This is a genomic window from Nitrospirota bacterium (genome assembly GCA_020846775.1).
Taxonomy (GTDB): domain Bacteria; phylum Nitrospirota; class 9FT-COMBO-42-15; order HDB-SIOI813; family HDB-SIOI813; genus RBG-16-43-11.
On sequence record JADLDG010000023.1, the window covers coordinates 226,958 to 249,803 of the forward strand.

General features: G+C 44.2%; 16 protein-coding genes. 9 read left to right on the forward strand and 7 right to left on the reverse strand.

What is annotated here, in order from left to right:
• Positions 1-14 precede the first annotated feature (14 nt).
• From IT392_03765 to tkt, 3 genes are all read right to left on the reverse strand, one after another.
• Positions 15-1,535 carry a DegQ family serine endoprotease gene (locus IT392_03765; GenBank protein ID MCC6543603.1) on the reverse strand — a complete coding sequence of 507 codons (1,521 nt, stop codon included), beginning with the start codon at positions 1,533-1,535 and terminating at the stop codon, positions 15-17.
• Positions 1,536-1,605: 70 nt separating this feature from the next.
• Positions 1,606-1,770: a hypothetical protein gene (locus IT392_03770; protein MCC6543604.1), complete on the reverse strand. Its 165-nt coding sequence runs from the start codon at positions 1,768-1,770 to the stop codon at positions 1,606-1,608.
• Positions 1,771-1,803: 33 nt separating this feature from the next.
• Positions 1,804-3,891 carry a transketolase gene (gene tkt, locus IT392_03775; GenBank protein ID MCC6543605.1) on the reverse strand — a complete coding sequence of 696 codons (2,088 nt, stop codon included), beginning with the start codon at positions 3,889-3,891 and terminating at the stop codon, positions 1,804-1,806.
• Between the two features lie 290 nt (positions 3,892-4,181).
• On the opposite strand from tkt, the gene IT392_03780 reads away from it, so the two are divergent.
• The 3 genes from IT392_03780 to zwf all read left to right on the forward strand — a co-directional run bounded on the left by IT392_03780 (position 4,182) and on the right by zwf (position 8,620).
• On the forward strand, positions 4,182-6,611 hold the full coding sequence (locus tag IT392_03780) for a bifunctional transaldolase/phosoglucose isomerase (GenBank protein MCC6543606.1): 2,430 nt from the start codon (positions 4,182-4,184) through the stop codon (positions 6,609-6,611).
• Positions 6,612-6,631: 20 nt separating this feature from the next.
• Complete coding sequence (locus IT392_03785; GenBank protein ID MCC6543607.1) at positions 6,632-7,018, forward strand: hypothetical protein; 387 nt, start codon at positions 6,632-6,634, stop codon at positions 7,016-7,018.
• A gap of 93 nt (positions 7,019-7,111) precedes the next feature.
• Positions 7,112-8,620, forward strand: coding sequence for a glucose-6-phosphate dehydrogenase (gene zwf / locus IT392_03790; GenBank protein MCC6543608.1), 1,509 nt, complete (start codon positions 7,112-7,114; stop codon positions 8,618-8,620).
• Between the two features lie 49 nt (positions 8,621-8,669).
• On the opposite strand, the gene maf is transcribed toward zwf, so the two are convergent.
• Positions 8,670-9,245: a septum formation inhibitor Maf gene (gene maf, locus IT392_03795; GenBank protein ID MCC6543609.1), complete on the reverse strand. Its 576-nt coding sequence runs from the start codon at positions 9,243-9,245 to the stop codon at positions 8,670-8,672.
• Positions 9,238-10,416, reverse strand: coding sequence for an NAD(P)/FAD-dependent oxidoreductase (locus IT392_03800; GenBank protein MCC6543610.1), 1,179 nt, complete (start codon positions 10,414-10,416; stop codon positions 9,238-9,240). Before IT392_03800 ends, maf begins: the two co-directional genes overlap by 8 nt.
• 145 nt (positions 10,417-10,561) lie before the next feature.
• Between IT392_03800 and IT392_03805 the strand changes: the two genes are divergently transcribed.
• The 3 genes from IT392_03805 (at position 10,562) to IT392_03815 (ending at position 12,916) form a co-directional block, all read left to right on the forward strand.
• A complete protein-coding gene (locus IT392_03805) occupies positions 10,562-11,008 on the forward strand; it encodes an Hsp20/alpha crystallin family protein (protein MCC6543611.1) in 447 nt (148 codons plus the stop codon).
• Between the two features lie 101 nt (positions 11,009-11,109).
• Complete coding sequence (locus IT392_03810; protein ID MCC6543612.1) at positions 11,110-11,457, forward strand: PilZ domain-containing protein; 348 nt, start codon at positions 11,110-11,112, stop codon at positions 11,455-11,457.
• A 10-nt stretch (positions 11,458-11,467) separates the two neighbouring features.
• Positions 11,468-12,916 carry an aldehyde dehydrogenase family protein gene (locus IT392_03815; GenBank protein MCC6543613.1) on the forward strand — a complete coding sequence of 483 codons (1,449 nt, stop codon included), beginning with the start codon at positions 11,468-11,470 and terminating at the stop codon, positions 12,914-12,916.
• Here the strand turns inward: IT392_03815 and IT392_03820 are convergent.
• Positions 12,897-14,333 carry a glycosyltransferase family 2 protein gene (locus IT392_03820; protein MCC6543614.1) on the reverse strand — a complete coding sequence of 479 codons (1,437 nt, stop codon included), beginning with the start codon at positions 14,331-14,333 and terminating at the stop codon, positions 12,897-12,899. The two genes, IT392_03815 and IT392_03820, sit on opposite strands and share 20 nt — an antisense overlap.
• A 22-nt stretch (positions 14,334-14,355) precedes the next feature.
• Positions 14,356-15,696: a HEAT repeat domain-containing protein gene (locus tag IT392_03825; protein ID MCC6543615.1), complete on the reverse strand. Its 1,341-nt coding sequence runs from the start codon at positions 15,694-15,696 to the stop codon at positions 14,356-14,358.
• A gap of 201 nt (positions 15,697-15,897) precedes the next feature.
• Between IT392_03825 and IT392_03830 the strand changes: the two genes are divergently transcribed.
• The 3 genes from IT392_03830 (at position 15,898) to IT392_03840 (ending at position 22,846) form a co-directional block, all read left to right on the forward strand.
• Positions 15,898-16,773: a YaiO family outer membrane beta-barrel protein gene (locus tag IT392_03830; protein MCC6543616.1), complete on the forward strand. Its 876-nt coding sequence runs from the start codon at positions 15,898-15,900 to the stop codon at positions 16,771-16,773.
• Positions 16,774-16,818: 45 nt separating this feature from the next.
• Positions 16,819-18,867, forward strand: a complete 2,049-nt coding sequence (locus tag IT392_03835; protein ID MCC6543617.1) for a sulfatase-like hydrolase/transferase — start codon at positions 16,819-16,821, stop codon at positions 18,865-18,867.
• Between the two features lie 526 nt (positions 18,868-19,393).
• Positions 19,394-22,846 (forward strand): DNA polymerase III subunit alpha, encoded by a 3,453-nt coding sequence (locus tag IT392_03840; protein MCC6543618.1) that lies wholly within the window; start codon positions 19,394-19,396, stop codon positions 22,844-22,846.

Consider the following 22,846-nt stretch of genomic DNA (forward strand, 5'->3'; position numbering starts at 1 on the left):
CGGGTATCAGGAAATTATTTTTCTGGCATAGTAAAGGCCAGGAATAAGTTGCCGCCGGAACGGTACAGTTGAAACAACATGCCTTCTCCCGGTTTGACCTTTTTTATTGAATTATTAAATTCGATCGCAGAATGGACCTGCTTTTTATTGAATTTCGTTATTAAATCACCTTCCTTAAAACCAACCTGTGCAGCAATACCTTCAGGATCAACGCTGACGACAACGACCCCCATTTCTTTTTCCGGGATCTGGTATCTTCCGGCCAGATCATGGTTTATGTCAGAGACATTAAGCCCGATCTTTGAGTTGCCGGTGTCACGTTGTGACTGCTGCTCTGCCTCAGGACTCAATTCGCCTAATGTAACTGAAACATCCATTAACCTGTTGTCTCTTAATATTCCAAGAGTCACGGATGATCCCGGAGACATACCTGCAATGTGGGTGCTTAATTCCATAGAGTTATCAACAACCTTTCCGTTCATTTTAAGTATAACATCCTCAATTTTAAGCTCCGCTTTTTCAGCAGGACTGTTTTCCTGGATATTGCTTATAATAACCCCTTTTGCTGAATCTAATTTAAGCGCCTTGGCGATTTCCGGAGTGACATCCTGGATATAGACCCCCAGCCAGCCTCTCTGCACTTTCCCTTTCTCAATGATATCCTGCATTACCTTCTGCGCAAGTTTTGAAGGAATAGCAAAACCGACCCCCATGTACCCACCTGTGCCGCTGGCTATTGCTGTATTGATTCCAATTAATTCACCCCGAAGATTGACGAGGGCTCCACCTGAATTTCCGGGATTTATAGCCGCATCTGTCTGAATAAAGTCCTCGTATTGACTTATTCCCACGCCTCTTCTCCCTTTTCCGCTGACGATTCCTGCCGTCACTGTATGTTCGAGTTGCGGATTAAAAGGAGAGCCAATCGCCAGGACCCATTCTCCGACCCTGGCCGCGTCAGAATTTCCTATTTGGATAGGTTGCAGGTTATGGGACTTTATGGTAATAACCGCCAGGTCTGTCTGTGCGTCTCTTCCTTTCACTTTTGCTTCATACTCCTCTCCATTCAGCAGCTTTACCTTGATATTGTCAGCACCATCCACGACATGATTATTGGTTAAAATAATTCCGTCCGCGTCTATAATAACTCCTGATCCCAATCCCATCTGTTTTAAATTACCCTGAGGCTGTCTGTCCTGAAAAAATCGTTTAAAGAAATCATCTCCAAAAAACTGATCAAACGGCATCCCCTTGAAAGGCTGCTGCACTTTGACATTTGACTCCGTGAATATTGTCACTACTGACGGATTCACTTTTTTTGCAACCCCGGCGAAGACATTGCTAAACTGTTCGGCCGCAGCTACATCAGATGGATTGACCGATGCTGCATCTGTCCCCTGCCGGACTTTAATAATCCCTGTCGGCTCTGCATTGCTTATACTATCCCAATGAATCACCGCTGCGTTTATCAGGCCGGCTGCAATAATTGCGATAAACAATACACACCTTTTTTTTACGAACTCTTTGTAATTCATTCTTTTTTCCTCCATGCTGATAGATTAACTGTTGATAGATCCGGACTGACCGATTATGCTATTTTGAATCTTAGCATTGATGTATGAAGATTTGATGAAGAGATAGCGGTTTGGATGCCTGTTCTGCATGAGCAGTTCGAGTGGAAATCCCCTTTGCCAGACTCAACTCCAGCGCCGCGACTAAAAAATAAAAAAAATCAACACTGTCGTAGTCTGCACAGTCTGTCACTCCCATGACCTTCGTTATCCTCCGCAGTTACGATACGCATTACGTTGCCTCCCTTTTCCGGTTTACTAACTCCAGTGCATGTCTGCGGATATTATCAACAGTGAAACCATATTCGCTCATCAGGACCTTTCCCGGGGCCGATGCGCCGAAACGATCCACTCCAATCACAGTACCCTTGTCGCCCACATACTTGCACCAACCCTGAGTCGCTCCCGCTTCAACGGCAAGTCGTGCCCGTGTTGTTGGAGGAAGAACCGAGTCTCGATAACCTCGGGATTGGGCATCAAACAATTCCCAGCATGGCATGGCTACTATCCGAACGTTGATCTTGCTCTCGGTCAGTTTTTGGCGGGCCTCAACGATCAGGCTGACTTCCGACCCGGAAGCGATCAGGATGATGTCCGGTTTGCCATTGGGCGCATCGGCCAAAACATATGCACCGCGTTGCAAACCATCTGCCGCAGCGAACTGTGTGCGGTCAAGCGTGGGCACATCCTGCCGTGTCAAAATAAGCGCGACCGGTCGATCCCGTGTCTGAATCGCTACGCGCCACGCCACGGCAGTCTCGTTCGCATCGCATGGGCGGACGACGAGCAGGTTTGGGATCGCGCGCAGCGAGGCCAATTGCTCAATCGGCTGATGAGTTGGGCCATCTTCGCCAACAGCAATGCTGTCGTGGGTGAAAACGAAGATCACCCCCTGTTCCATAAGCGCCGTCAGTCGAATCGGTGGCCGCATATAGTCCGAGAAAATGAGAAACGTTGACGTGAACGCAATGACCCCGCCGTGCACCGCCAACCCATTCGCGATTGATCCCATCGCATGCTCGCGAACACCAAAGTGCAGGTTGCGTCCCGCATAACTCCAGCCGCCGCCCGTCGATCCCTGCAAATTGCCGGTCTCCTCGAGTGGGTTTCCAAAATCACCCATCATTTTAAGCCCTGTCCGGGTGGACGGATCTAAATCTGCGGAGCCACCGATCAAAGCTGGAAGTTTCTTGGCTATCGAGTTCAGTACGTTGCCCGAAGCGGCGCGTGTTGCCAAACCTTTCGGGTCGGCCGGAAAGACCGGGATATCGGCGTCCCAGCCCTGGGGCAATTCTCCGGTCATCCCCTGCTGAAATTCTTTGGCGAGGTCTGGAAACGCTTTCGAATACTCCGAGAATCCCACTTCCCATTCTGCTTCGGCCTGTTTGCCATTTTCAAGGGCAAGACGGAAATGCGCGAGTGCATTATCTGGAATGTAAAACTCCGGATTGAGTGGCCAGCCCAACGCCTGCTTTGTCAATCTCACTTCTTCCCTGCCAAGTGGCGAGCCGTGCGCTTTAAAAGTGTCCTGCTTGTGCGGTGAGCCATAGCCTATATGCGTGCGCACAAGAATCAGCGAGGGGCGTTCCTTCTCGGATTGTGCCGTACGCAGCGCGTGGTCAATCACCTCAAGATCATTTCCATCCTCAACCGTCTGCGTGTGCCAGCCGTACGCCTCGAAACGCCTGGCGCGATCTTCTGTGAATGTGATGTGAGTCGAGGCGGAAAGCGTGATGTGATTGTCGTCGTAGAGGCAAATCAGTTTGCCGAGCTTCAAATGACCAGCGAGCGACGCTGCCTCAGAAGACACGCCTTCCATTAAATCGCCATCGCTGACCAGCACGTAAGTGAAATGATTGACGATATGGTGTCCGGGCCGGTTGTAGTGTGCCGCAAGATAATATTCCGCGATTGCCATGCCGACGCCGTTGGCGAATCCCTGGCCGAGGGGACCGGTCGTCGTCTCGATGCCCGGCGTCAGTCCGCGCTCGGGGTGTCCCGGAGACCTGCTGCCCCATTGGCGGAATTGCTTGATTTGCTCCAGCGGCAAATCGTAGCCAGTCAGATGCAGCAAGCTGTAGATCAACATCGAACCGTGTCCGGCCGACAGGACAAACCGGTCCCGATTGAACCAATGCGGGTTGATCGGATTGTGCCGAAGAAACCGCGTCCACAATACATAGGCCATCGGCGCAGCACCGAGGGGCAACCCAGGGTGGCCGCTATCGGCCTTTTCAATGGCATCCACGGACAGGAAACGAATCGTGTTGATCGCCAGTTGATCCATTTGCCCTGGATCGAGACTTGAAAAGGTTGTCATGCTGATCTCCTTTCAATTGCGGCATTGTATTCGGCACAGGAGTGGCCTTTGTATAATATGTCTAATACATTACCATAGTGTCCACTTTTACCATCTTACCTCAGTTCTGTGTGAAACTACAGTAAATATTGTTTGATCTTATTATGAAGTGGGAGTATCATATTAAAGCCAACCTTATATTATGGATAGTAAAATTGTAACCAAATAAGAGCTATGATAATACAGAGCATCCTGCTACCTTATACAGAAAATTAAAAATTCCTGTTATATTATGAAAAGGGGAGCTTTTAATGAATAATTTATTAAAACTGATCGATTACGGACAGAGCTATTGGTTGGATAATCTAACCCGTAAAAAAATTAAAAGCGGCGAACTGAAAAAAAGAGTAACTCAATTCGGACTACGAGGTATTACATCAAATCCGGCAATTTTTAACAAAGCAATATCGAAAAGCACCGATTACGATCAACAGATTAAACAGTTAGTAAATAAAAACAAAACCGTCAAAGAAATATATGAAGCACTAACAACGAAAGATGTTCAGGATGCCTGCGATGTTTTAATGCCGGTTTATGATCTATCAAATGGAATTGATGGATTTGTAAGTCTTGAAGTTTCACCTTATTTAGCTCATGATTCGGAAGGTACTATGGCGGAGGCAAGAAAATTATTCAAAGCCGTAAACAGGCCGAATTGTTTTATTAAAATTCCGGGGACAAATGAAGGAATTCCCGCAATTGAACAGATGCTTTATGAGGGAATTAACATCAATATCACTTTACTCTTTTCAATTGAGAGTTACGAAGCCGTTACAAATGCCTATATCAGAGCATTGGAGAAAAGGTCAGCAGAAGGCAAACCGGTTGATGAAATTGCCTCCGTGGCAAGCTTCTTTTTAAGCAGAATAGATGTATTGGTTGATCAGTTATTAGGTCACTTGATTATTCCGGAAAGAACGACCAGTGTTGAAATCAGTCCGGAGCTTTTATTGGGTAAATCCGGGATTGCCAGTGCAAAATTAGCTTATCAAAGTTTTAAAAAGATTTTCAATGGTGAGAGATGGAATAATTTAGCAGCCAAGGGCGCACGTGTGCAAAGACCTCTTTGGGCAAGCACCAGCACGAAAGATCCGCTTTACAGCGACGTTAAATATGTTGAAACCTTAATTGGCCCCAACACAGTAAACACCTTACCTGATCAAACAATCGACGCATTTTATGATCACGGAAAACCTGAAGATAATACGATAGAAAAAGACCTGGATGAATCTTATAAAGTTTTTTCCAATCTCCGAAGTTTAGGGATCAATATGGATTTTGTTACAACACAATTAGTCAATGAAGGAGTCCAGAAATTTATCGATCCCTATGATGAATTCATGGAAACAATTGCAAAGAGAAGAAGAGCCTTTTTAGCAGATAAAACAGGGCGACAGGAAATTAATTTTGCCGCTTCTAAATCGGAAGTTGGGGCTGCGCTCAAATCATTGGATGAAAAACGGTATTCGCGCAGGCTTTATGCTAAAGATCCCTTTTTATGGAAAACTGACCACAAACAAACCGAAGAAATCCGCAATAGATTGGGCTGGTTGAACGTTGAAGGTTTTATAAATCGATCGGATGAAATAAACGATTTTGCTAAAAAAGTTAAAGCGGATAAAATTAAATTTATTGTGCTGTTAGGAATGGGTGGAAGCAGTCTATGTCCTGAAGTATGCAGGGAGACTTTTAAGTCAGCTAATGGTTATCCCGAATTACTTGTTCTTGACAATACTTCTCCGGAAGCAGTGAAAGAAGTCGAATCAAATATTGATTTAAAGAAAACTTTATTTATCGTTGCCAGTAAATCAGGCACTACAATTGAGACATTGAGCTTTTACAGACATTTTTATTCAAAGTTAAGTGATACCGGAGTTCAATCTCCAGGCAACCATTTCATCGCAATTACCGATCCCGGAACTTCACTTGAAAAAGAGGCAAAATCGAAAAGCTTCAGACATGTATTCAATAACCCGGAAGATTACGGAGGAAGATATTCGGCACTTTCATATTTTGGTTTAGTTCCAATGGCATTGATTGGAATGGATATAAAAAAGATATTGGATTATGCCCATCAAATGAAAATAAGTTGCGGTGAATTTATTCCTTCGGAGGCAAGTCCGGCAGTAAGTCTGGGAACTTTGCTGGGAATAAATCAGAAATCTGGCAGAGACAAAGTTACATTTGTCCTTTCAAAATCTATAAGCGCTTATGGATATTGGGTTGAACAATTGATAGCAGAAAGTACAGGGAAAGAAGATAAAGGATTAATCCCGATCGAAAGCGAAGATTTAGGAAAACCAGAACAATATGATAAGGACAGGGTATTTGTTTATCTCCACGCTTCTGGCGATGATACTCAAACCGATGAAAGAAAATTAGCTTCTCTTGAAAAGAATGCTCATCCTGTTGTTAGAATAGAATTAAAAAATAATTATGCAATTGGTGCGGAATTTTTACGCTGGGAAATAGCCACTGCAACAGCGGGAAAAATAATCGGTGTCAATCCTTTTAACGAACCTAATGTTGCAGAAAGCAAAAAGAACAGTAATGACCTTTTAAACGAATGGAAGGAAAGAGGATCATTCTCCGAGGGTGAACCTCTGGTATCACATAATGGTCTTTCAATTTATGCAGATACAAATCATAGTTGGTTCCCGAAGTACCATAAAAATCATTAAAAGCATTTATTAAAGCTTTTGTGAAACTTGCAAAAACATCGGACTATTTTTCCTTATTAGCTTATATGTTAAAAACTCCCTCCAGAGAGAAAAACCTGCAAAGTATCAGAATGAAATTACGCAACAATTTAAAAGTTGCAACGACACTAGGATATGGACCAAGATATTTGCACTCAACCGGACAATTGCATAAAGGCGGACCAAATAAAGGTGTTTATATTATTTTCACTGCAGATGCAAGATATGATATCCCAATTCCTGACGAAGATTACGGATTTGCTACTTTACAAAGGGCACAAGTGCTTGGTGATTTTAGATCGCTTAACAATAAAGAAAGAAGAGTGGTCCGGGTTCATCTGGGAAGTGATATTGAAAGAGGCTTAAAACAATTCTTAGAATTATTATAAATTCTTCTACTTGAGAGGTAGACATTAAAGACTTGACGGCATATATGCTAAACTTGAATTGAGCAAGGAGGCTTCTCTGTGCCTGTCCCAAATATTAAGAAACAAGGGTTGAATACAGTTTTCGTCCTATTCGGTGCTCTCGGGGATCTCTCCCATCGCCTTATTCTGCCGGCCCTGTATAATCTTTATCTGGAAAGGCAGCTGCCGGAGCGTTTTTCACTACTTGGTATCGATCGCCAGGAATCTAATGATGCAATGCTCTCTGAGCATTGTCGAAAGAGCGTAGATGAATTCTCAAGGAGCGGCACCACTCATGAGAACGAATGGAATGATTTTGCTAAGTGCCTTAGTTATATGCAGGCTGATATTACCAATCAGCAAATTTATACTCAACTTAAGGAGCGACTTGATAAGCAGGAGAAAGTATCGGGTGGAAAACTGGAAAAGGTTTTCTACCTCGCAACACCGCCTTCGCTTTATGAGCCCATTGCTGCTGGATTGGGGACGGCTGGATCAGCGATGGACCGGGCCGGCTCCCGCATTGTCGTGGAGAAACCCATTGGGCACAATCTGGAGTCGTTTCAGTCTATTAACAATACCCTGAACCGGTTCTTCACAGAGCCTCAGATCTATCGTATTGATCACTTCCTGGGTAAGGAAACGGTTCAAAACATCTTAGCCATGCGTTTCGCCAACCCTATTTTTGAGCCGATCTGGAACCGGCGTTATATAGATCACGTGACTATCAGTATTCCAGAGACCCTGGGAGTTGAACATCGCGGCAGGTACTACGAACATGCAGGGGCGCTCCGCGATATGGTACAAAACCACCTCATCCAACTCCTGTGTCTGGTGGCCATGGAACCTCCTGTGGCATATGATGCAGAGGATATCCGCAATAAGAAAATAGATATCCTGCGCGCACTGCGGCCTATTCCACCCGATATGGTAAACGAGTTTGCCGCCCGTGGCCAGTATGGAAGCGGTTGGCTCAACGGTGAAAAAGTCCCTGCCTATCGAGAAGAAGTTGATGTGAATCCCGCATCTAATGCCGAGACCTACGCTGCGCTGAAACTCTATGTGGACAACTGGCGTTGGCAGGATGTGCCGTTCTACTTGCGCACCGGAAAACGCCTGGCGGCAAATCTCTGGGAGATATCAATCCGCTTCCGAAACGTGCCCCACAGATCCTTTCCCGCCTCTGTCGGCCTCAATGAACAACCCACGCGCCTGATAATCCAGATGCAGCCTGAACAGGGTATCATCCTGAAATTCACAGCGAAGGAACCTGGCTCTCAATTCCGTCTTCGTCCGGTGGACATGCGGTTCAGTTATAAAGAAGCATTTAATATACCTACGCCGGATGCCTACGAGACGCTCCTCTGGGACACTATGATCGGAGATGCCACCCTGTTCATGCGGGCGGATCAGGTAGAGGCGGCCTGGCGATTGCTGATGCCTGTGATTGAGGCCTGGGAAAATAATCCGGCTCCGGATTTCCCGAATTATGCAGCTGGGTCCTGGGGACCGGAATCTGCCGAGGGGCTCATCGCTCGGGATGGAAGGAGCTGGCTGACTCCTACAGCCGTAAGAAAACCATGATGCCAATGAAGTGTGTAACTAATATGTAATTTTTCATAACGATAAGCTATTAAACTCCAAACTTTCTTAATTCCTTCATTAAGGCATTTACAGGAAGGCCCACGACATTATTATACTCTCCCTCGATCTTTTTGACCATAGCCGCCCCAAGCCCCTGAATAGCATAAGCCCCTGCCTTATCCAGCGGCTCGCCGGTTCTGACATATGCATCTATCTCTTTAATTGTCATCTGCTTAAAATAGACCTTTGTAACTACGGACCTCGACGCGCATTGACCCTCTTTCGTATCTATAATGGTAAATCCCGTAATAACATCATGAGCCCTGCCATTGAGAATATTAAGGATCCTTTTTGCATCACTATCATTATGCGGCTTTCCAAATACTTTGCCATTAAAAGAAATAATGGTGTCGGCGGCTATAATGACAGCATCCCTGTACCTGCTTGCTACATCCCTGGCCTTTTCAGAGGATAATAACCTTGCAAGACGTCTTGCAGGTATACGAAGACTCAGGTCTTCTTCATAATCACTTGCGTCTACCACAAACTTTATCCCGGTTTTTCCCAGGAGTTCTTTTCTCCTCGGAGATGCAGATGCAAGAATGATTTTTTTATACTTATACATACTGCCCTGCTGCATAACCTGATGCCCATGCCCAGTGAAGATTATATCCGCCAAGCTGTCCGGTCACATCAATCACCTCTCCCGTGAAATACAGTCCCGGCACCTTCTTTGACTCCATCGTCTTTGATGATAACTCGTCCGTATCAACACCTCCTCCAGTGACCTCGGCATTTTCGTATCCTTCAGTACCAGCAGGCACAATCGTCCAATTTTTTAGCATGACGGCAATCTCACCGAGTTCCTTTTCTGGATACTGATTCAGGGGCCTTGATCGAATATTCTGCTCACACCATATATCGGCTAATCGTGACGGCATAAATCCGGATAAAAGATTCTTCATCTCCACACTGCGCCCTCTCTCCCTGACAAAAATCGCATTTATGTCATAATCCGGCAACAGATTAACAGTAATATTGTTCCCCACTTCCCAGTATGATGACAATTGCAGTATAACAGGACCGCTCAATCCGCGGTGCGTAAATAACATCATCCCCTTGAAACGCCTATCCTTACACTCAACTTCTGACTTTACAGAAACACCACGAAGTTTACTGAAGAACCTGACATCTGTCTTGGTAAAGATGAACGGAACAAGTGCAGGTCTTAACGGGGTAACCTTCAGTTTAAATTGCCTCGCAATCTTATAACCCAAATCCGATGCACCCAACTGCGAATACGACAGGCCCCCTGTAGCTACAACCAGTGAGTCTGCAATGAAAACATTCTTATTAGTCCTGACAATAAACTTGCCTTCTTTAATTGATAAGTCCGTTATCCGGCAATTCAATAAAATCTCCACACCATGCCTGCTGCATTCAGAGGAAAGCATATGTACTATGTCTCGTGAACTGCCGGAACAAAATAACTGCCCGTCGTCTTTCTCAATATACCTGATCTCGTGATTTTTCATCATAATGGTGAAATCATGGGGTGTAAAACGTGCTAATGCAGATTTACAAAAATGAGGGTTATGAGAAGTGTAGTAATTTTCATGAGATACATTCCTGTTCGTAAAATTACAATGCCCGCCTCCTGATATCCTGATCTTATTTCCAATCCTTGCGGAATGATCGAGAACTATTACAGAACGTCTTCTCATACCGGCTTGCGCAGCACAAAAAAGACCGGATGCCCCTGCACCAATAATAACTACATCAGTAAATACACTCACCGAAATCACCTTTTATTTTCTTAATCTCTTTTACCAGCCTTATATATTATTCCGCACTTCTTCGATCGTCAACTCTTGACCCTAACCTATAAATGATTACATATATTTCAAGACATATAACAATTAATGAAAGGAGGTGGTAAAGATGGCTTTAGTAAGGTGGAACCCTTTTGCTGAACTCATTAATATGCAGGATCAGGTGAACAGGTTTTTTGGTGATAGATATCTTAAACCATCTATTGGTGAGAGGGAGGTCAGTGATGAGTGGTCTCCGTCAGTTGACATTTACGAAGATGCAGATGGGGTTGTACTCAAAGTGGAGCTTCCTGAGATGGAGATGAAAGATATTGACGTCAAGATTGAAGATAATACCCTCACTGTACGGGGAGAGAGGAAGCTGGACAAAGAAGACAAGAAAGATAACTACCACCGTATTGAAAGATATTACGGTTTATTCAGCCGGTCTTTTACTCTCCCATCCACGGTGGATCAGGAAAAGGTTAAGGCATCTTATGATCGCGGAGTTTTACGGATAAACCTTCCTAAGAAGGAGGATACCAAACCGAAGAAGATCAAGATAGATGTAACTTGACATTAAGGGGCAGAGGAGGTATTACAACCTGCTCTGCCCTGTTCATTAAAAGACCGAAAACACGCTTGACAACTGATCCATAAAGAAGTAGTTTAATCTTCATGAACGATCAACGTCAATCCCCGCGCTATGGCATTGCTTCAATGGCTGAAATTACCTTTTCGGACTCGGATGAAGTAATGAAGGCATTGATAAGCAGTATCAGCAAGGGGGGGCTTGGTATCTATTCCCCTTCCCTTCTGACAGTGGGAAGGGAACTTGATATAAAGATAAGTTTCCTGCAGACTAATGGGAATGAAGAAATAACTGAAATAATTCCAGGCAAAGTTGTATGGACTAAGAAATTCCATAATAATTTTGTAATCGGGATAGCATTTCTGACCTTCGATAATTCAAGACATTCAATTCTTTTAAGCTATTTAGAGGCTGCATCACAAGGTTCAGCATAGAGAGACTCAAATGATATTTGATTTGGGAATGCTTATTAATGGTGAATGGAAATTCCCTGCTAAAGAAGGGTCCTCAGCAAGGCTTATTAATGTTAAGTCTCCTTATGATGGTACGATAATAGGAAATATCCCTCAAGCCGGCAAGGATGATGTGGAAAATGCAATAGCAGCAGCAGATTCTGCATTTAAAAAAACAAGGCTCTCACCACATGAACGATATGAGATCCTTTTTAAGACATCGGAACTGTTAAAAGAGCAGACAGAAGACATTGCCAGGACGCTTGCCCTGGAGTCTGGTAAACCTATACGAGATGCGAGGGCTGAAGTTAGCCGGGCTGTCCAGACTTTCCTCATTTCTGCAGAAGAGGCGAAACGGATACATGGTGAAGGCATTCCTGTTGACGCTGCAAAAGGCTCTGAGAACCGGCTGGCGTTTACTATCAGGGTACCGGTAGGCCCTATCTGCGCTATCTCTCCATTTAATTTTCCTCTGAACCTCGTAGCCCATAAGGTAGCACCTGCTGTCGCAGCCGGGAATACCGTTGTGCTTAAACCAGCAGAGCTTACACCCATAACTGCAATCAATCTGGGCAGGATAATGATGGAGGCAGGCCTTCCCCCCGGTTATCTTAATATCATATTTGGTCCTGGCAATCCGGTTGGTGAGTGGCTTCTCGCAGATCCCAGATTTGCCCTTTACACATTTACCGGGAGCCCTTCGGTTGGAAAACGCCTGCGTGAGGTCACGGGACTGAGACGTTCAATCCTGGAACTTGGTTCAAATTCGGCAGTTATCGTTCATAAAGACTGTGATATTGACAAGGCCGTAAATCTATGCGTACGATCAGCGTTTGCCTATGCCGGACAGGTCTGCATATCACTGCAGAGGATATTGTTGCACAGGGATATATCTGAAGAATTTATCAGCAAATTTATCCCTGCCGTTGAGGCCCTCAGGCTTGGAGATCCATTGAATGAGGATACAGACGTGGGACCTATGATAACTGAGGACTCGGCAATTAAGGCCCATGAATGGATTAATGAGGCAGTGTCCAAGGGGGCAAATCTGCTTGCAGGCGGGGAGAGGAATGGGAACATGCTGAAACCTGCCGTACTGAAAGATGTGAGCCGGGAGATGAAAGTTGTCTGCTATGAAGTTTTTGCACCTATAGTGAGCATACAGGAATATGCAGAAATAGAAGATGCCATTAATATTGTTAACGATTCTGATTTTGGACTTCAGGCCGGTATCTTCACGTCAGACGTAAACCTTGCTTTAAAAGCAGCCAGGGAACTTCAGGTCGGCGGTGTAATGATAAATGACACATCAATGTACCGTGTTGATGCGATGCCTTACGGCGGAGTAAAGCAAAGCGGAATCGGAAGGGAGGGGCCGAGGTACGCTATTGAGGAGATGACTGATTTAAAAATAATAGTATTTAATACATCTCAGAGTTGACTATTTCCGCTTCTTTCTTAAACCCCTTTTTCTTAACAGCCTCCCACCTGCTCGGTTTTACAAGCACATGTAACAATGCCCTCGCGCGCCACCATGAGTTAATCTGTCTGTATCCAAGGTTTTCTACAATAGATAACGAGATAAGTCGAAGCATATCACCCCACCTGGGATATCTTTTGTATGTTATCTCTTCAAGTAATACCGCCCCTGCAGACAGGAATATGCTGTACACAATGGCTAATAACAGAAAAAGTATGAAGAATCTCCAGCTTATAATACCTATTACAAAAGACAAAACAACTACCAGATATCCTATAATCTCTATAAGCGGAGAAAATACTTCAATCAAGACCTGATATGGCATGGCAAACAGGCCAATCCTGCCGTATCTGGGATTAAATAACATAGATATATTCATGAGCAGAGACTCTACAAGTCCCCTATGCCAACGGATCCTCTGCTTTTTCAACATCTTAAGTGTTGATGGTACCTCCGTCCACCCTACAGGATCAGATATGAATACTACTCTGTATGGTTTCCTGCTCTTTCTCATAAACCGGTGAAGCCTTACCACCATCTCCATATCCTCTGATACCGTCTTACTGCTGAATCCGCCAATTTGCTGAACACTTCTTTTATGAAACAAAGAAAAGGCCCCTGAAATAAGCATCAGGCTGTTTATCGCACTCCACCCTGCCCTGCCAAACAAAAAGGCCCTCAGATACTCAATGATCTGGAGCCGCGACAGGAGGTCGCCGGGAAGTGCGATCTTTGTAACCTCTCCATTCCGGACAGTGCATCCATTCGCGATCCTTAATATCCCCCCGCAGGCTACGACAGGCTCTTTGCTTTCGATTATAGGTCTCACCAACCTCAGGAAGGCATCCTTTTCTATAAGGGTATCAGCATCTATGCAACAAAAGTATGGATATCTGGCAACATTAACCCCAACGTTCAGGGAATCTGACTTACCACTTTTAGGTTTATTGATTACGGTCAGGTTAGGGTGTATCGAGCTGACATAAAAGTCTTTAATGATATTAGTCTTTATGACAGGTCTGTAAATCTGATTAACTGAACGAAGAGAAAAACTCCTTGACAGATGTTCAAGTGTGTCGTCATTTGAACCATCATTGATGACAATTACCTCAAATGATGGATAGTTTAGCGCAAGTAAGGCCTTGACGTTCTCCACTATTGACTGGGCTTCATTATGTGCAGGGACAATTATCGAGACAGGGGGGGTCTGCGATGAGTTGAATATGTCTTTGTAACCACCATATTCAATCCTGTAAATGTGTCTGGTAGTAACTACAGCGGCAATTACCATTAGTACTGTATACAACAGGTTTACGGTAGTGTAATATGCCAGGATAAAATGATTAAACCCTATTATGAATGAAGCCAGTGAAGGCATTAAAAACCTCGCTATAATAACTTTACAAGCATAAAGAAGCATTTTCTATGGCAGAGCATGCTGCTTCCCGCACATCCCTGTCACTATCATTCTCTGAAACCATCCGGAGTATATTTTCTGCATCATCATTAACAATAAGCTTAATTACATGTACTAACATCCTTCTTACCCTTGGGTTCTTGTGCTCCCTGACGGCCTTTGCAATAATATCCCACGCCCCGCAATTCCCTGCAGCAACCAGCAATAGCGAAGCTGTCTCACGATCCTTCAAATCAGCAGAACATAACATGTCAAACTGATTATTAAGAATCTCTGTCGTCAGCAATACTTCAATTACCTGTTCCCTTGCATATCTGTCTTTCAACAATAAGAGCGCCTTTAGCAGTTCAGGATTAGCTATGCTGCCGAGTGAGCTGATTGTCTTTACGGCTGCCTCCCGGACCTGCCAGTATAGATCAGACAGAAGTTCAACAAGGTGGGGCACGGCCTGACTCCCCCCGACATTACCCAGTGTCTTTGCAACCTGTAGTCTTACAATCCAGGACGGATCATCTATCATGCGGGCCATAGGCTGGAATGCATCTGAGCGCTTAATCTTTCCAAGGGCCTTGACAGCCTTGATCCTTACATCCGGCTCTGTATCTCCAAGCATAGGAAGAAGATGTCTGACAGTAGATGAATCAGAAATTTCACCGATGATATCTGCTGCTTGTCCCCTGACCCTCCAGGAGCTGTGTTTAAGTATGGGTATTAAAAAAGGAAAAGCATTTTCATAGAAATTCGTTATAGATGTCTTCACTACCCTCAGGGGCAATAGCTGCGGGTCTTGAGCTGATAACACCAATTTGTCTATCAATGGTTCAACAGCCCTAAGGTCCCTGATTTTACCCAGAGACCTTGCTGCAACTGTCCTTACATCCCTCTCATGATCATTCAGGGCTCCGATAAGATATTCTGTTGCCTGAGGAGCCTTAAGTCTGCCAAGCTTGTCTGCAGCCAGTGCCCGTCTGTGTTTTTTCCCCTTGACGAGATCTTCTATATAAGTCTCGACATAACCAAGACGATCAAATATCTGTGTAACCACCTCTTCTGTCGCCCGTTTATCAGTGATAGCATGAAACAGGACATCTTCTATTGCCTTCCATTCAGTGGAATTCTTTTTTACATTAAAAGAGTTATAGTCAATACAGGCTTGTTGTTGGAGAAATTGTCGAAACATCACTTCATAATTTTCTCTCGCAATATCAAGCTTTCTATAAGACAGATACTTAACTAGTCTCCTGATATTTACTGCTATAAAAAGGCATGCGATCAGTGCGGTAACTGATATAATTGAAATAATGATAATTTTATCTAAATCCATAGGAAACATTTAATACCTTTAATCGGTAAAATTGAATAATTATAAACTAAGATTCAATTCAGTCTGCAGGTTAACAACTCAGGATATGTAAGACTTAAACCGAAATCTAAATTGACAGGTAACTATTATGTTGCTACTGTACCACGAATAATCGAGTGCTGGCACAGATAATGAAAATTATAAGGATAGGTCAATAGTATTATGATTCTTCTGGTATTGGGTCTTGCCGCTGTTATGACTGATAATACCCCGTCAGCGAATCCGGAATATCGTGAACCTGCCGCACAGTATCGCCTCGCAGATCTTGAAGTAAATCCCGGGCTGTACGACTCAGATGTCATATTTGATAAAAATCCTGAAGTTAAAGGAGAACCTGATCAATACAAATGGGCGCTGAGTCTGTCCTATGGTCTCAGCGACTTCTCGCCAAACCGAGGCCAGTGGAACGATTACAGTGTCACACTGCGGCACTATTGGGAAAATGCCTCTCTGGGATTGGAATATCTAAGTGCCGAACGGTTCGATCACAACGCCGACGCCTTAGCTCTGGATGCATACGTTGATTACTGGCGCCGGGCATATGCTAATCTTCGGTATCAGTATGCATTGGATCCTGACCACTACCCTGACTATTCCTACCGAATGGAGATTTTTCAGGGGGTTGGAAAGGGATGGGAACTTGCCGGCAGTTATGACCACCTTAATTTCGACGGCAACAGCGTTGATCTCTACGGCGCCGGCCTCGGGAAATACACAGGCAACTGGTACCTTCGCTGGAGGACACTATTTGTCCCTTCCACTGCAAGACTGGGAATATCCCACCGCGCCTTAGCCCGATATTACTATGCCGGCAACGGAGATGATTATATGGAAATAAATGGCGGTTTCAGCAGGGGTGGAGAATTCATAAGGGGGACCAGGATCGTCGAAACAACAAAGAGCCGGTCCATTGGAGCGGCTTTCCAGAAGTATTTTCATCCGCGCTGGGGTATTAAATTATCAGCCGGCTATGACGATGACAAGGATTCCTATGTTGAGAGGAGTTTCTCCATTGGCATCTTCACCCGATGGTTATGATGCCTTCAGTTCCAATGGCATACAAATGTTGTATAATACCTTAGCATGAACAATGTATTGTATGAAAAACAACATCACTCACTTTCCGATAAGTTCAAAAACTGCGCTGTACAGTTTATAAACCTTTCAACCGCCTTTCTGATAGCATTCCTGGCAGTGCGTGTAATGGAAATCCTGTACATATCCATGACAAATAATATTCCGCTCGATTTCTGGAATGTAATTGGTCAGGCATTGTTGTTCGATATAATCTCGTTTCTAAAAATGCTCCCCTTTCTGTTCATCCCGTTCCTCATGATATACCTTATATCCGGAACCATGAAGCCCGGTTACATGACATATGTCGCCGGAGGATCGCTTGGTATTATCCTTTATGCCGCGCTTGTAAAATATTTTGCCACTGCAGGAGTACCCATGGCCGCTGACCTCTTCGGCTATGCCATGAAAGATATAGAAATTACCCTTAAAGGCAGCACAACAATGGACCTATTATCAATCTTCCTGTTCATCATACCGCTATCCCTGTTCTTGATTTCCCAGTTTTTTTTATATCCACGCAAAGGTTTGAAACCATCTTATGCATTGTTCATATTGGGTACAGGCACCGTCATGTTATTCACGGTGCCTGCATTACCTTCCTCCACGTCGTTTAAATCGGAATTTTCTTATAATCTGGCCGTGAACAAAATGACTTTTTTTACCTTGAAATCTTATACCTATTTTACCCGTTCATCCAGCGACATGGTCCATGCCATGATCCCTCGCAATGGAGGGAATCCTGGATACAGTCCTGAATTTAAGTATGTCAGTCCGGAATATCCTTTTTTAAGAACCGATGAAACTCCGGACGTTTTGGGTGAATTCTTCAATGTGAATACCGGCCAGCCTCCTAACATTGTTATTATTCTGGTGGAAGGACTTGGCAAGGCCTTCAGTGGACCGAATGCCTATCTGGGGAGTTTTACACCTTTTCTTGATGAGCTTGCTGGCAGGAGTCTGTACTGGGAAAATTTTCTGGCCTCGCAGGGACGAACGTTTGCCTCACTTCCGTCTATACTTGCCTCGCTGCCCTTTGCCCAGCAGGGGTTTAATGAACTTAAAGAACACATGCCAGGGCATTTATCTCTAATCAGCATCCTGAAACACAATGGATATCGCAGCAAGTATTATTCAGGCAGTGACCTGGATTTTGATAATCAGCGTTATTTTCTAAAACAGCAGGGAGTAGATGTTCTTATTGGTGATGACGACTACAGTCATGATTATGTGAAAAGCCCGAACAATAGCTGGGGTTATCCAGACAGGGACCTTATGCGTAAAGCGATTGAAATGGATCAACGGGATTCACGGCAGCCATACATATCATTCCTGCAAACTATCAGCATGCATACGCCATATTCAGTACCGGATCAGGGAAAATACATCAGGCTATTTGAAAAGCGAATGGACGAATTAGGCTTTGACGAGACACAAAAAGAACGCCATCGCACCTACAAAGAGATATATTCAACAATAATGCACACGGATGATGCATTGAGATTCTTTTTTGAGGAATATGCCAAACTTCCGGCATATGGGAATACCCTGTTTATCATTACAGGAGATCACCGCCTGCCCGAGATACCATTGTCTACCAAGATTGATCGTTTCCATGTTCCCTTGATCATATACTCACCAATGCTCAAGCGTTCAGCACACATCGAGTCAATCTCATCTCATCTCGACATTACACCTTCACTCCTGGCCTTCCTGAAGAAGAACTACAACCTGGACACACCATCTACCGTTTCCTGGGTTGGCTCCGGGCTGGATACAGATCCTTCTTTCAGGAATATCCACAGCTACCCTCTAAAACATACAATAAACAATCTGATTGACTATATTTCAGGGATGTATTTCCTTAACGAGGATACCTTGTTCTCAATCGGAAAATTCATGGATCTTGAGCCGATACAGGATGATGGGAAAAAAGATGAGCTGATCGCAGAATTCAACCAGTACAAATCAATGAATAATCGTTTCTCGCGTGAGCTGAAACTGATACCGGATAGCCTGTACGAGCAATACAAGCCGAAACCCAATAAACAATTTTGACCATAGATTGATGAAATCAAACGCCGCCTGCACGGGTTCATCCTCAATTCAGAAGGTATTGGCTACACGGCACGTCAAACAATCGCGGATTAGCTGGTCGGTACGAGCCTTTCTGTCGGGAGGGGTAAACTATACTGTCTCCTCCTGCCACATTCTGAGGCTTTAATTCCTCCCAGTTTAAGATATATTCGATGTCTATGAGCCTACCTTAGGCAAGATATGAGACAAAAGCAGCTAATACAGTAGAAGCCATTAAAAGGGCAACTCGGAACATGGCATATATTCTGATGTGGGGATACATTATCCGCAACATCTTTAAAGTAAGCTAACAGGACGCCAACGTTCGTCGTTACTTTTCTGAACCATACCCGTCACTACATAGCCAGATGTGTCCCATGAGAATAATTGACAATAACACCCAATAAGCCTAAAATATGCAGCATAATAAGCCTCGCAATTTGAGGCTGTTTACCATAGCTATCCGCACTTATCACAATATATAGACGGGGTTTATTTAGGGGCAAATATGCACCACTCTGATTTTGTTCATTTACATCTGCATACGAAATACAGTCTCCTTGATGGCGCCAACAGGATTGAAGCTATTGTTGATGCAGCAGATAAATACAGGATGCCTGCCCTTGCCATAACTGACCATGGGAATATGTATGGCGCTATTGAATTTTACCGTACCGCCGTAAAAAAAGGGATAAAGCCTATTATAGGATGTGAAGGTTATATCGCACCAAAGAGCCGACTTGACAAGAAAGATTCATACGGGATTACGAATGCGTCATTTCACATTATTCTTCTTGCATCAAGCCTGACAGGATATAAAAACCTCCTGAAACTCGTAAGCAGCGCTCATCTTGACGGGTTTTACTACAGACCCAGAATAGATAAGGAGCTGCTTGCGAGGCATAGCGAGGGACTGATAATACTCACTTCATGCCTCAAGGGTGAAATTCCATACAGGATTCGGGAAGGTAATTCAAATGAAGCCCTGAAGGCTGCAGGCGAGTATATAGAAATAGTCGGCAAAGATAACTTTTACTTTGAGATACAGGACAACGGGATTGAGGAGCAGGTTAAGGTAAACAAAGAGCTTATTTCGCTATCAAAGAAACTTGATGTTCAGGTTGTTGCAACAGGAGACTGCCACTATCTGAAAAAAGAAGATTCTAAAGCACATGACATACTTCTATGCATACAGACCGGGGCCAATATTAATAATCCAAACAGACTGAAATTCTCAACTGACGAGTTCTATATGAAGTCGCCTGATGAGATGCATAAGGCATTTGCAGAGATACCTGAGGCAATATTAAACACAAAATTGATTGCGGAGCGGTGCAATGTAGAACTTGAACTCGGCAAGTTCTACCTGCCTGAATATAACGTTCCGGAAGGTTATTCAAAGGAGGACTATCTTGGAGAGCTTGTGACTAAAGGTCTGTCAGAGAGGCTCCGGCAGAAGGATTGTGCTGATATACCAAGAGACACCTATGAGACACGTCTAAGTCAGGAACTCAAGGTAATAACATCAATGGGATATTCCGGTTACTTCCTGATCGTCTGGGATTTCATAAACTTTGCAAAGGCAAATCACATACCGGTCGGACCTGGAAGGGGTTCTGCCGCTGGAAGTCTGGCAGCATATTGTCTCAGGATAACGGATATCAACCCGCTTGCACACGGCCTCCTCTTTGAGCGTTTCCTCAATCCTGAGAGAATAAGCATGCCTGACATTGACATAGACTTCTGTATGGACGGGAGGGATCAGGTAATCCAATATGTTACGAATAAATATGGAATTGACCATGTCGCACAGATCATTACATTCGGGACAATGGCTGCCCGCGCGGCTATTAGAGATGTAGGACGCAGCCTTGACATACCATACGCTGAAGTGGACAGGGTAGCAAAACTGATCCCTGAAGGAGCTAATGTAACTATCGAAGACTCACTCAAATCAGAACCCAAGTTAAAAGAGTTAATCAATACAGACTTAAGGATTAAAGAACTGATTGAGTATGCAACTGCACTTGAGGGCCTGACAAGACATGCGTCAACACATGCAGCAGGTATAGTAATATCAAAAGAGCCACTCACAGAATATGTCCCCCTCTCCCGCGGCACCAACGGGGAAGTGGTAACACAGTTCTCTATGGAAGATGTTGAGAAGGTCGGCCTTGTGAAGTTTGATTTTCTCGGACTTAAGACACTCACAGTCATAGACCGGTCAGTTAAACTGATACATCAATCAACAGGTGGAGGGGATAAGTTAGAGATCTCTGCAGTACCGCTTGACGACAAGGCTACTTATGAACTGCTTTCTTCCGGAAATACTGCCGGCATCTTCCAGCTTGAAAGTTCCGGTATGCGGGATATCCTTGTCAAGATAAAACCGGACCACTTTGAAGACCTTGTAGCAATCCTTGCACTCTACCGGCCTGGACCCCTTGGGAGCGGTATGGTTGATGATTACATCAAGAGATGCAGGGGCCTCATCCCTGTTAAATATGAAACACCGGAATTAAAGGACATCCTTAAAGAGACCCAGGGTGTAATTGTCTATCAGGAACAGGCGATGAAGATTGCCAATGTACTTGCAGGATTCAGCCTCGGAGAGGCAGATCTGCTCAGAAGGGCCATGGGTAAGAAAGACCCTGAGACCATGGCAAATTTGAAATCCAGGTTTGTTGAAGGCGCGAAAAAGAACGGTACATCAGAAAAAAAAGCAGAGAAAATATTTGATCTTATAGAATATTTTGCCGGATATGGTTTCAATAAATCTCACAGTGCTGCCTATGCCCTCATAACTTACCAAACTGCATATCTGAAGGCCCATTACCCTGTTGATTATATGGCCGCGATGCTGACATGCGAGATGGGGAAGATGGACAAGGTAACCGCAGGGATACGTGAGTGCAAGGATATGGGAATATCAATACTCCCCCCTGATGTTAATGAGAGCGCTATGGATTTTACAGTATCAGGCAAGGCAATAAGATTTGGCCTGGTCGCTATAAAGAACATAGGTGAATCCGCTATAGAATCTGTTATTAAAACAAGAAATGAAGGCGGCAGGTATAGCTCTATATTTGACTTTTGCAAACGGGTTGACCTTAGAAAAGTAAACAAAAGGGCTATAGAATCGCTGATCAAGAGCGGTGCATTTGATACTACAGGCGCCAGGCGGTCTCAGCTCCTTGACGTCCTCGATAAAGCTATGGCAATAGGCGGCGCCCGTCAGAGAGAGAAAAATCAGGTCAGTATCTTTGAGGCCCTTGAGGCTAAGGGAAACAGTCCTACCGGCGAGCTTTTGCCTGATATACCCGAATGGGAAGAGCATATCCTCCTTAAAAATGAGAAAGACACCGTAGGTTTTTATATTACAGGTCATCCGCTTGCAAGATTTGAATCAAAGATAAGGAGGTTTTCATCGTTTTCTTCAAAAGACCTGGCAAACACAGATGATGGAAAAGATGTCACTATTTGTGGTATCATAACAGAAATTCGTACTACCCTTACGAGGAAGGGTGACAAAATGGCATATGTAAGATTAGAAGATATGGAGGGGGGGGTGGAATTAATTATATTTCCGGAACTATTCCGCTCATCATCATCAATGCTTACAGAGGACAGACCGGTGCTGGCAGCCGGTACAGTGAACAAGACAGATTCGGGTGTTAAACTGAAGACGACACGGATATCTGACCTTGAAGATATAGCTGAAAGGGTTACGAGTCAGGTTGATATCAGCCTTCATTCGGTAGGCCTGACTTCTGATGACTTAAAGGGTTTGAAAGAGATTCTTATGTCCCACATTGGACGTTGCCCTGTCTATCTTCACCTGATATCGAATCAAAAGGAATATGTAGTTGCTGTTGATGAGGGTTTAAGCATTAATCCATCATATGATTTTGTGAAAACGATAGAAAAAAGGTTTGGAAAGGATACAGTCTCCTTCAACTAA

Bases quoted from the DNA above. Each gene is read 5' to 3' on its own strand.
- IT392_03820 (MCC6543614.1), bottom strand. From the start codon at position 14,333: ATGCCTTCACTGGCTTCATTCATAATAGGGTTTAATCATTTTATCCTG.
- IT392_03825 (MCC6543615.1), bottom strand. From the start codon at position 15,696: ATGGATTTAGATAAAATTATCATTATTTCAATTATATCAGTTACCGCA.
- IT392_03770 (MCC6543604.1), bottom strand. From the start codon at position 1,770: ATGGGAGTGACAGACTGTGCAGACTACGACAGTGTTGATTTTTTTTAT.
- maf (MCC6543609.1), bottom strand. From the start codon at position 9,245: ATGTATAAGTATAAAAAAATCATTCTTGCATCTGCATCTCCGAGGAGA.
- IT392_03805 (MCC6543611.1), top strand. From the start codon at position 10,562: ATGGCTTTAGTAAGGTGGAACCCTTTTGCTGAACTCATTAATATGCAG.
- IT392_03830 (MCC6543616.1), top strand. From the start codon at position 15,898: ATGATTCTTCTGGTATTGGGTCTTGCCGCTGTTATGACTGATAATACC.
- IT392_03815 (MCC6543613.1), top strand. From the start codon at position 11,468: ATGATATTTGATTTGGGAATGCTTATTAATGGTGAATGGAAATTCCCT.
- tkt (MCC6543605.1), bottom strand. From the start codon at position 3,891: ATGACAACCTTTTCAAGTCTCGATCCAGGGCAAATGGATCAACTGGCG.
- IT392_03810 (MCC6543612.1), top strand. From the start codon at position 11,110: ATGAACGATCAACGTCAATCCCCGCGCTATGGCATTGCTTCAATGGCT.
- IT392_03835 (MCC6543617.1), top strand. From the start codon at position 16,819: ATGAACAATGTATTGTATGAAAAACAACATCACTCACTTTCCGATAAG.
- IT392_03780 (MCC6543606.1), top strand. From the start codon at position 4,182: ATGAATAATTTATTAAAACTGATCGATTACGGACAGAGCTATTGGTTG.
- IT392_03840 (MCC6543618.1), top strand. From the start codon at position 19,394: ATGCACCACTCTGATTTTGTTCATTTACATCTGCATACGAAATACAGT.
- IT392_03765 (MCC6543603.1), bottom strand. From the start codon at position 1,535: ATGAATTACAAAGAGTTCGTAAAAAAAAGGTGTGTATTGTTTATCGCA.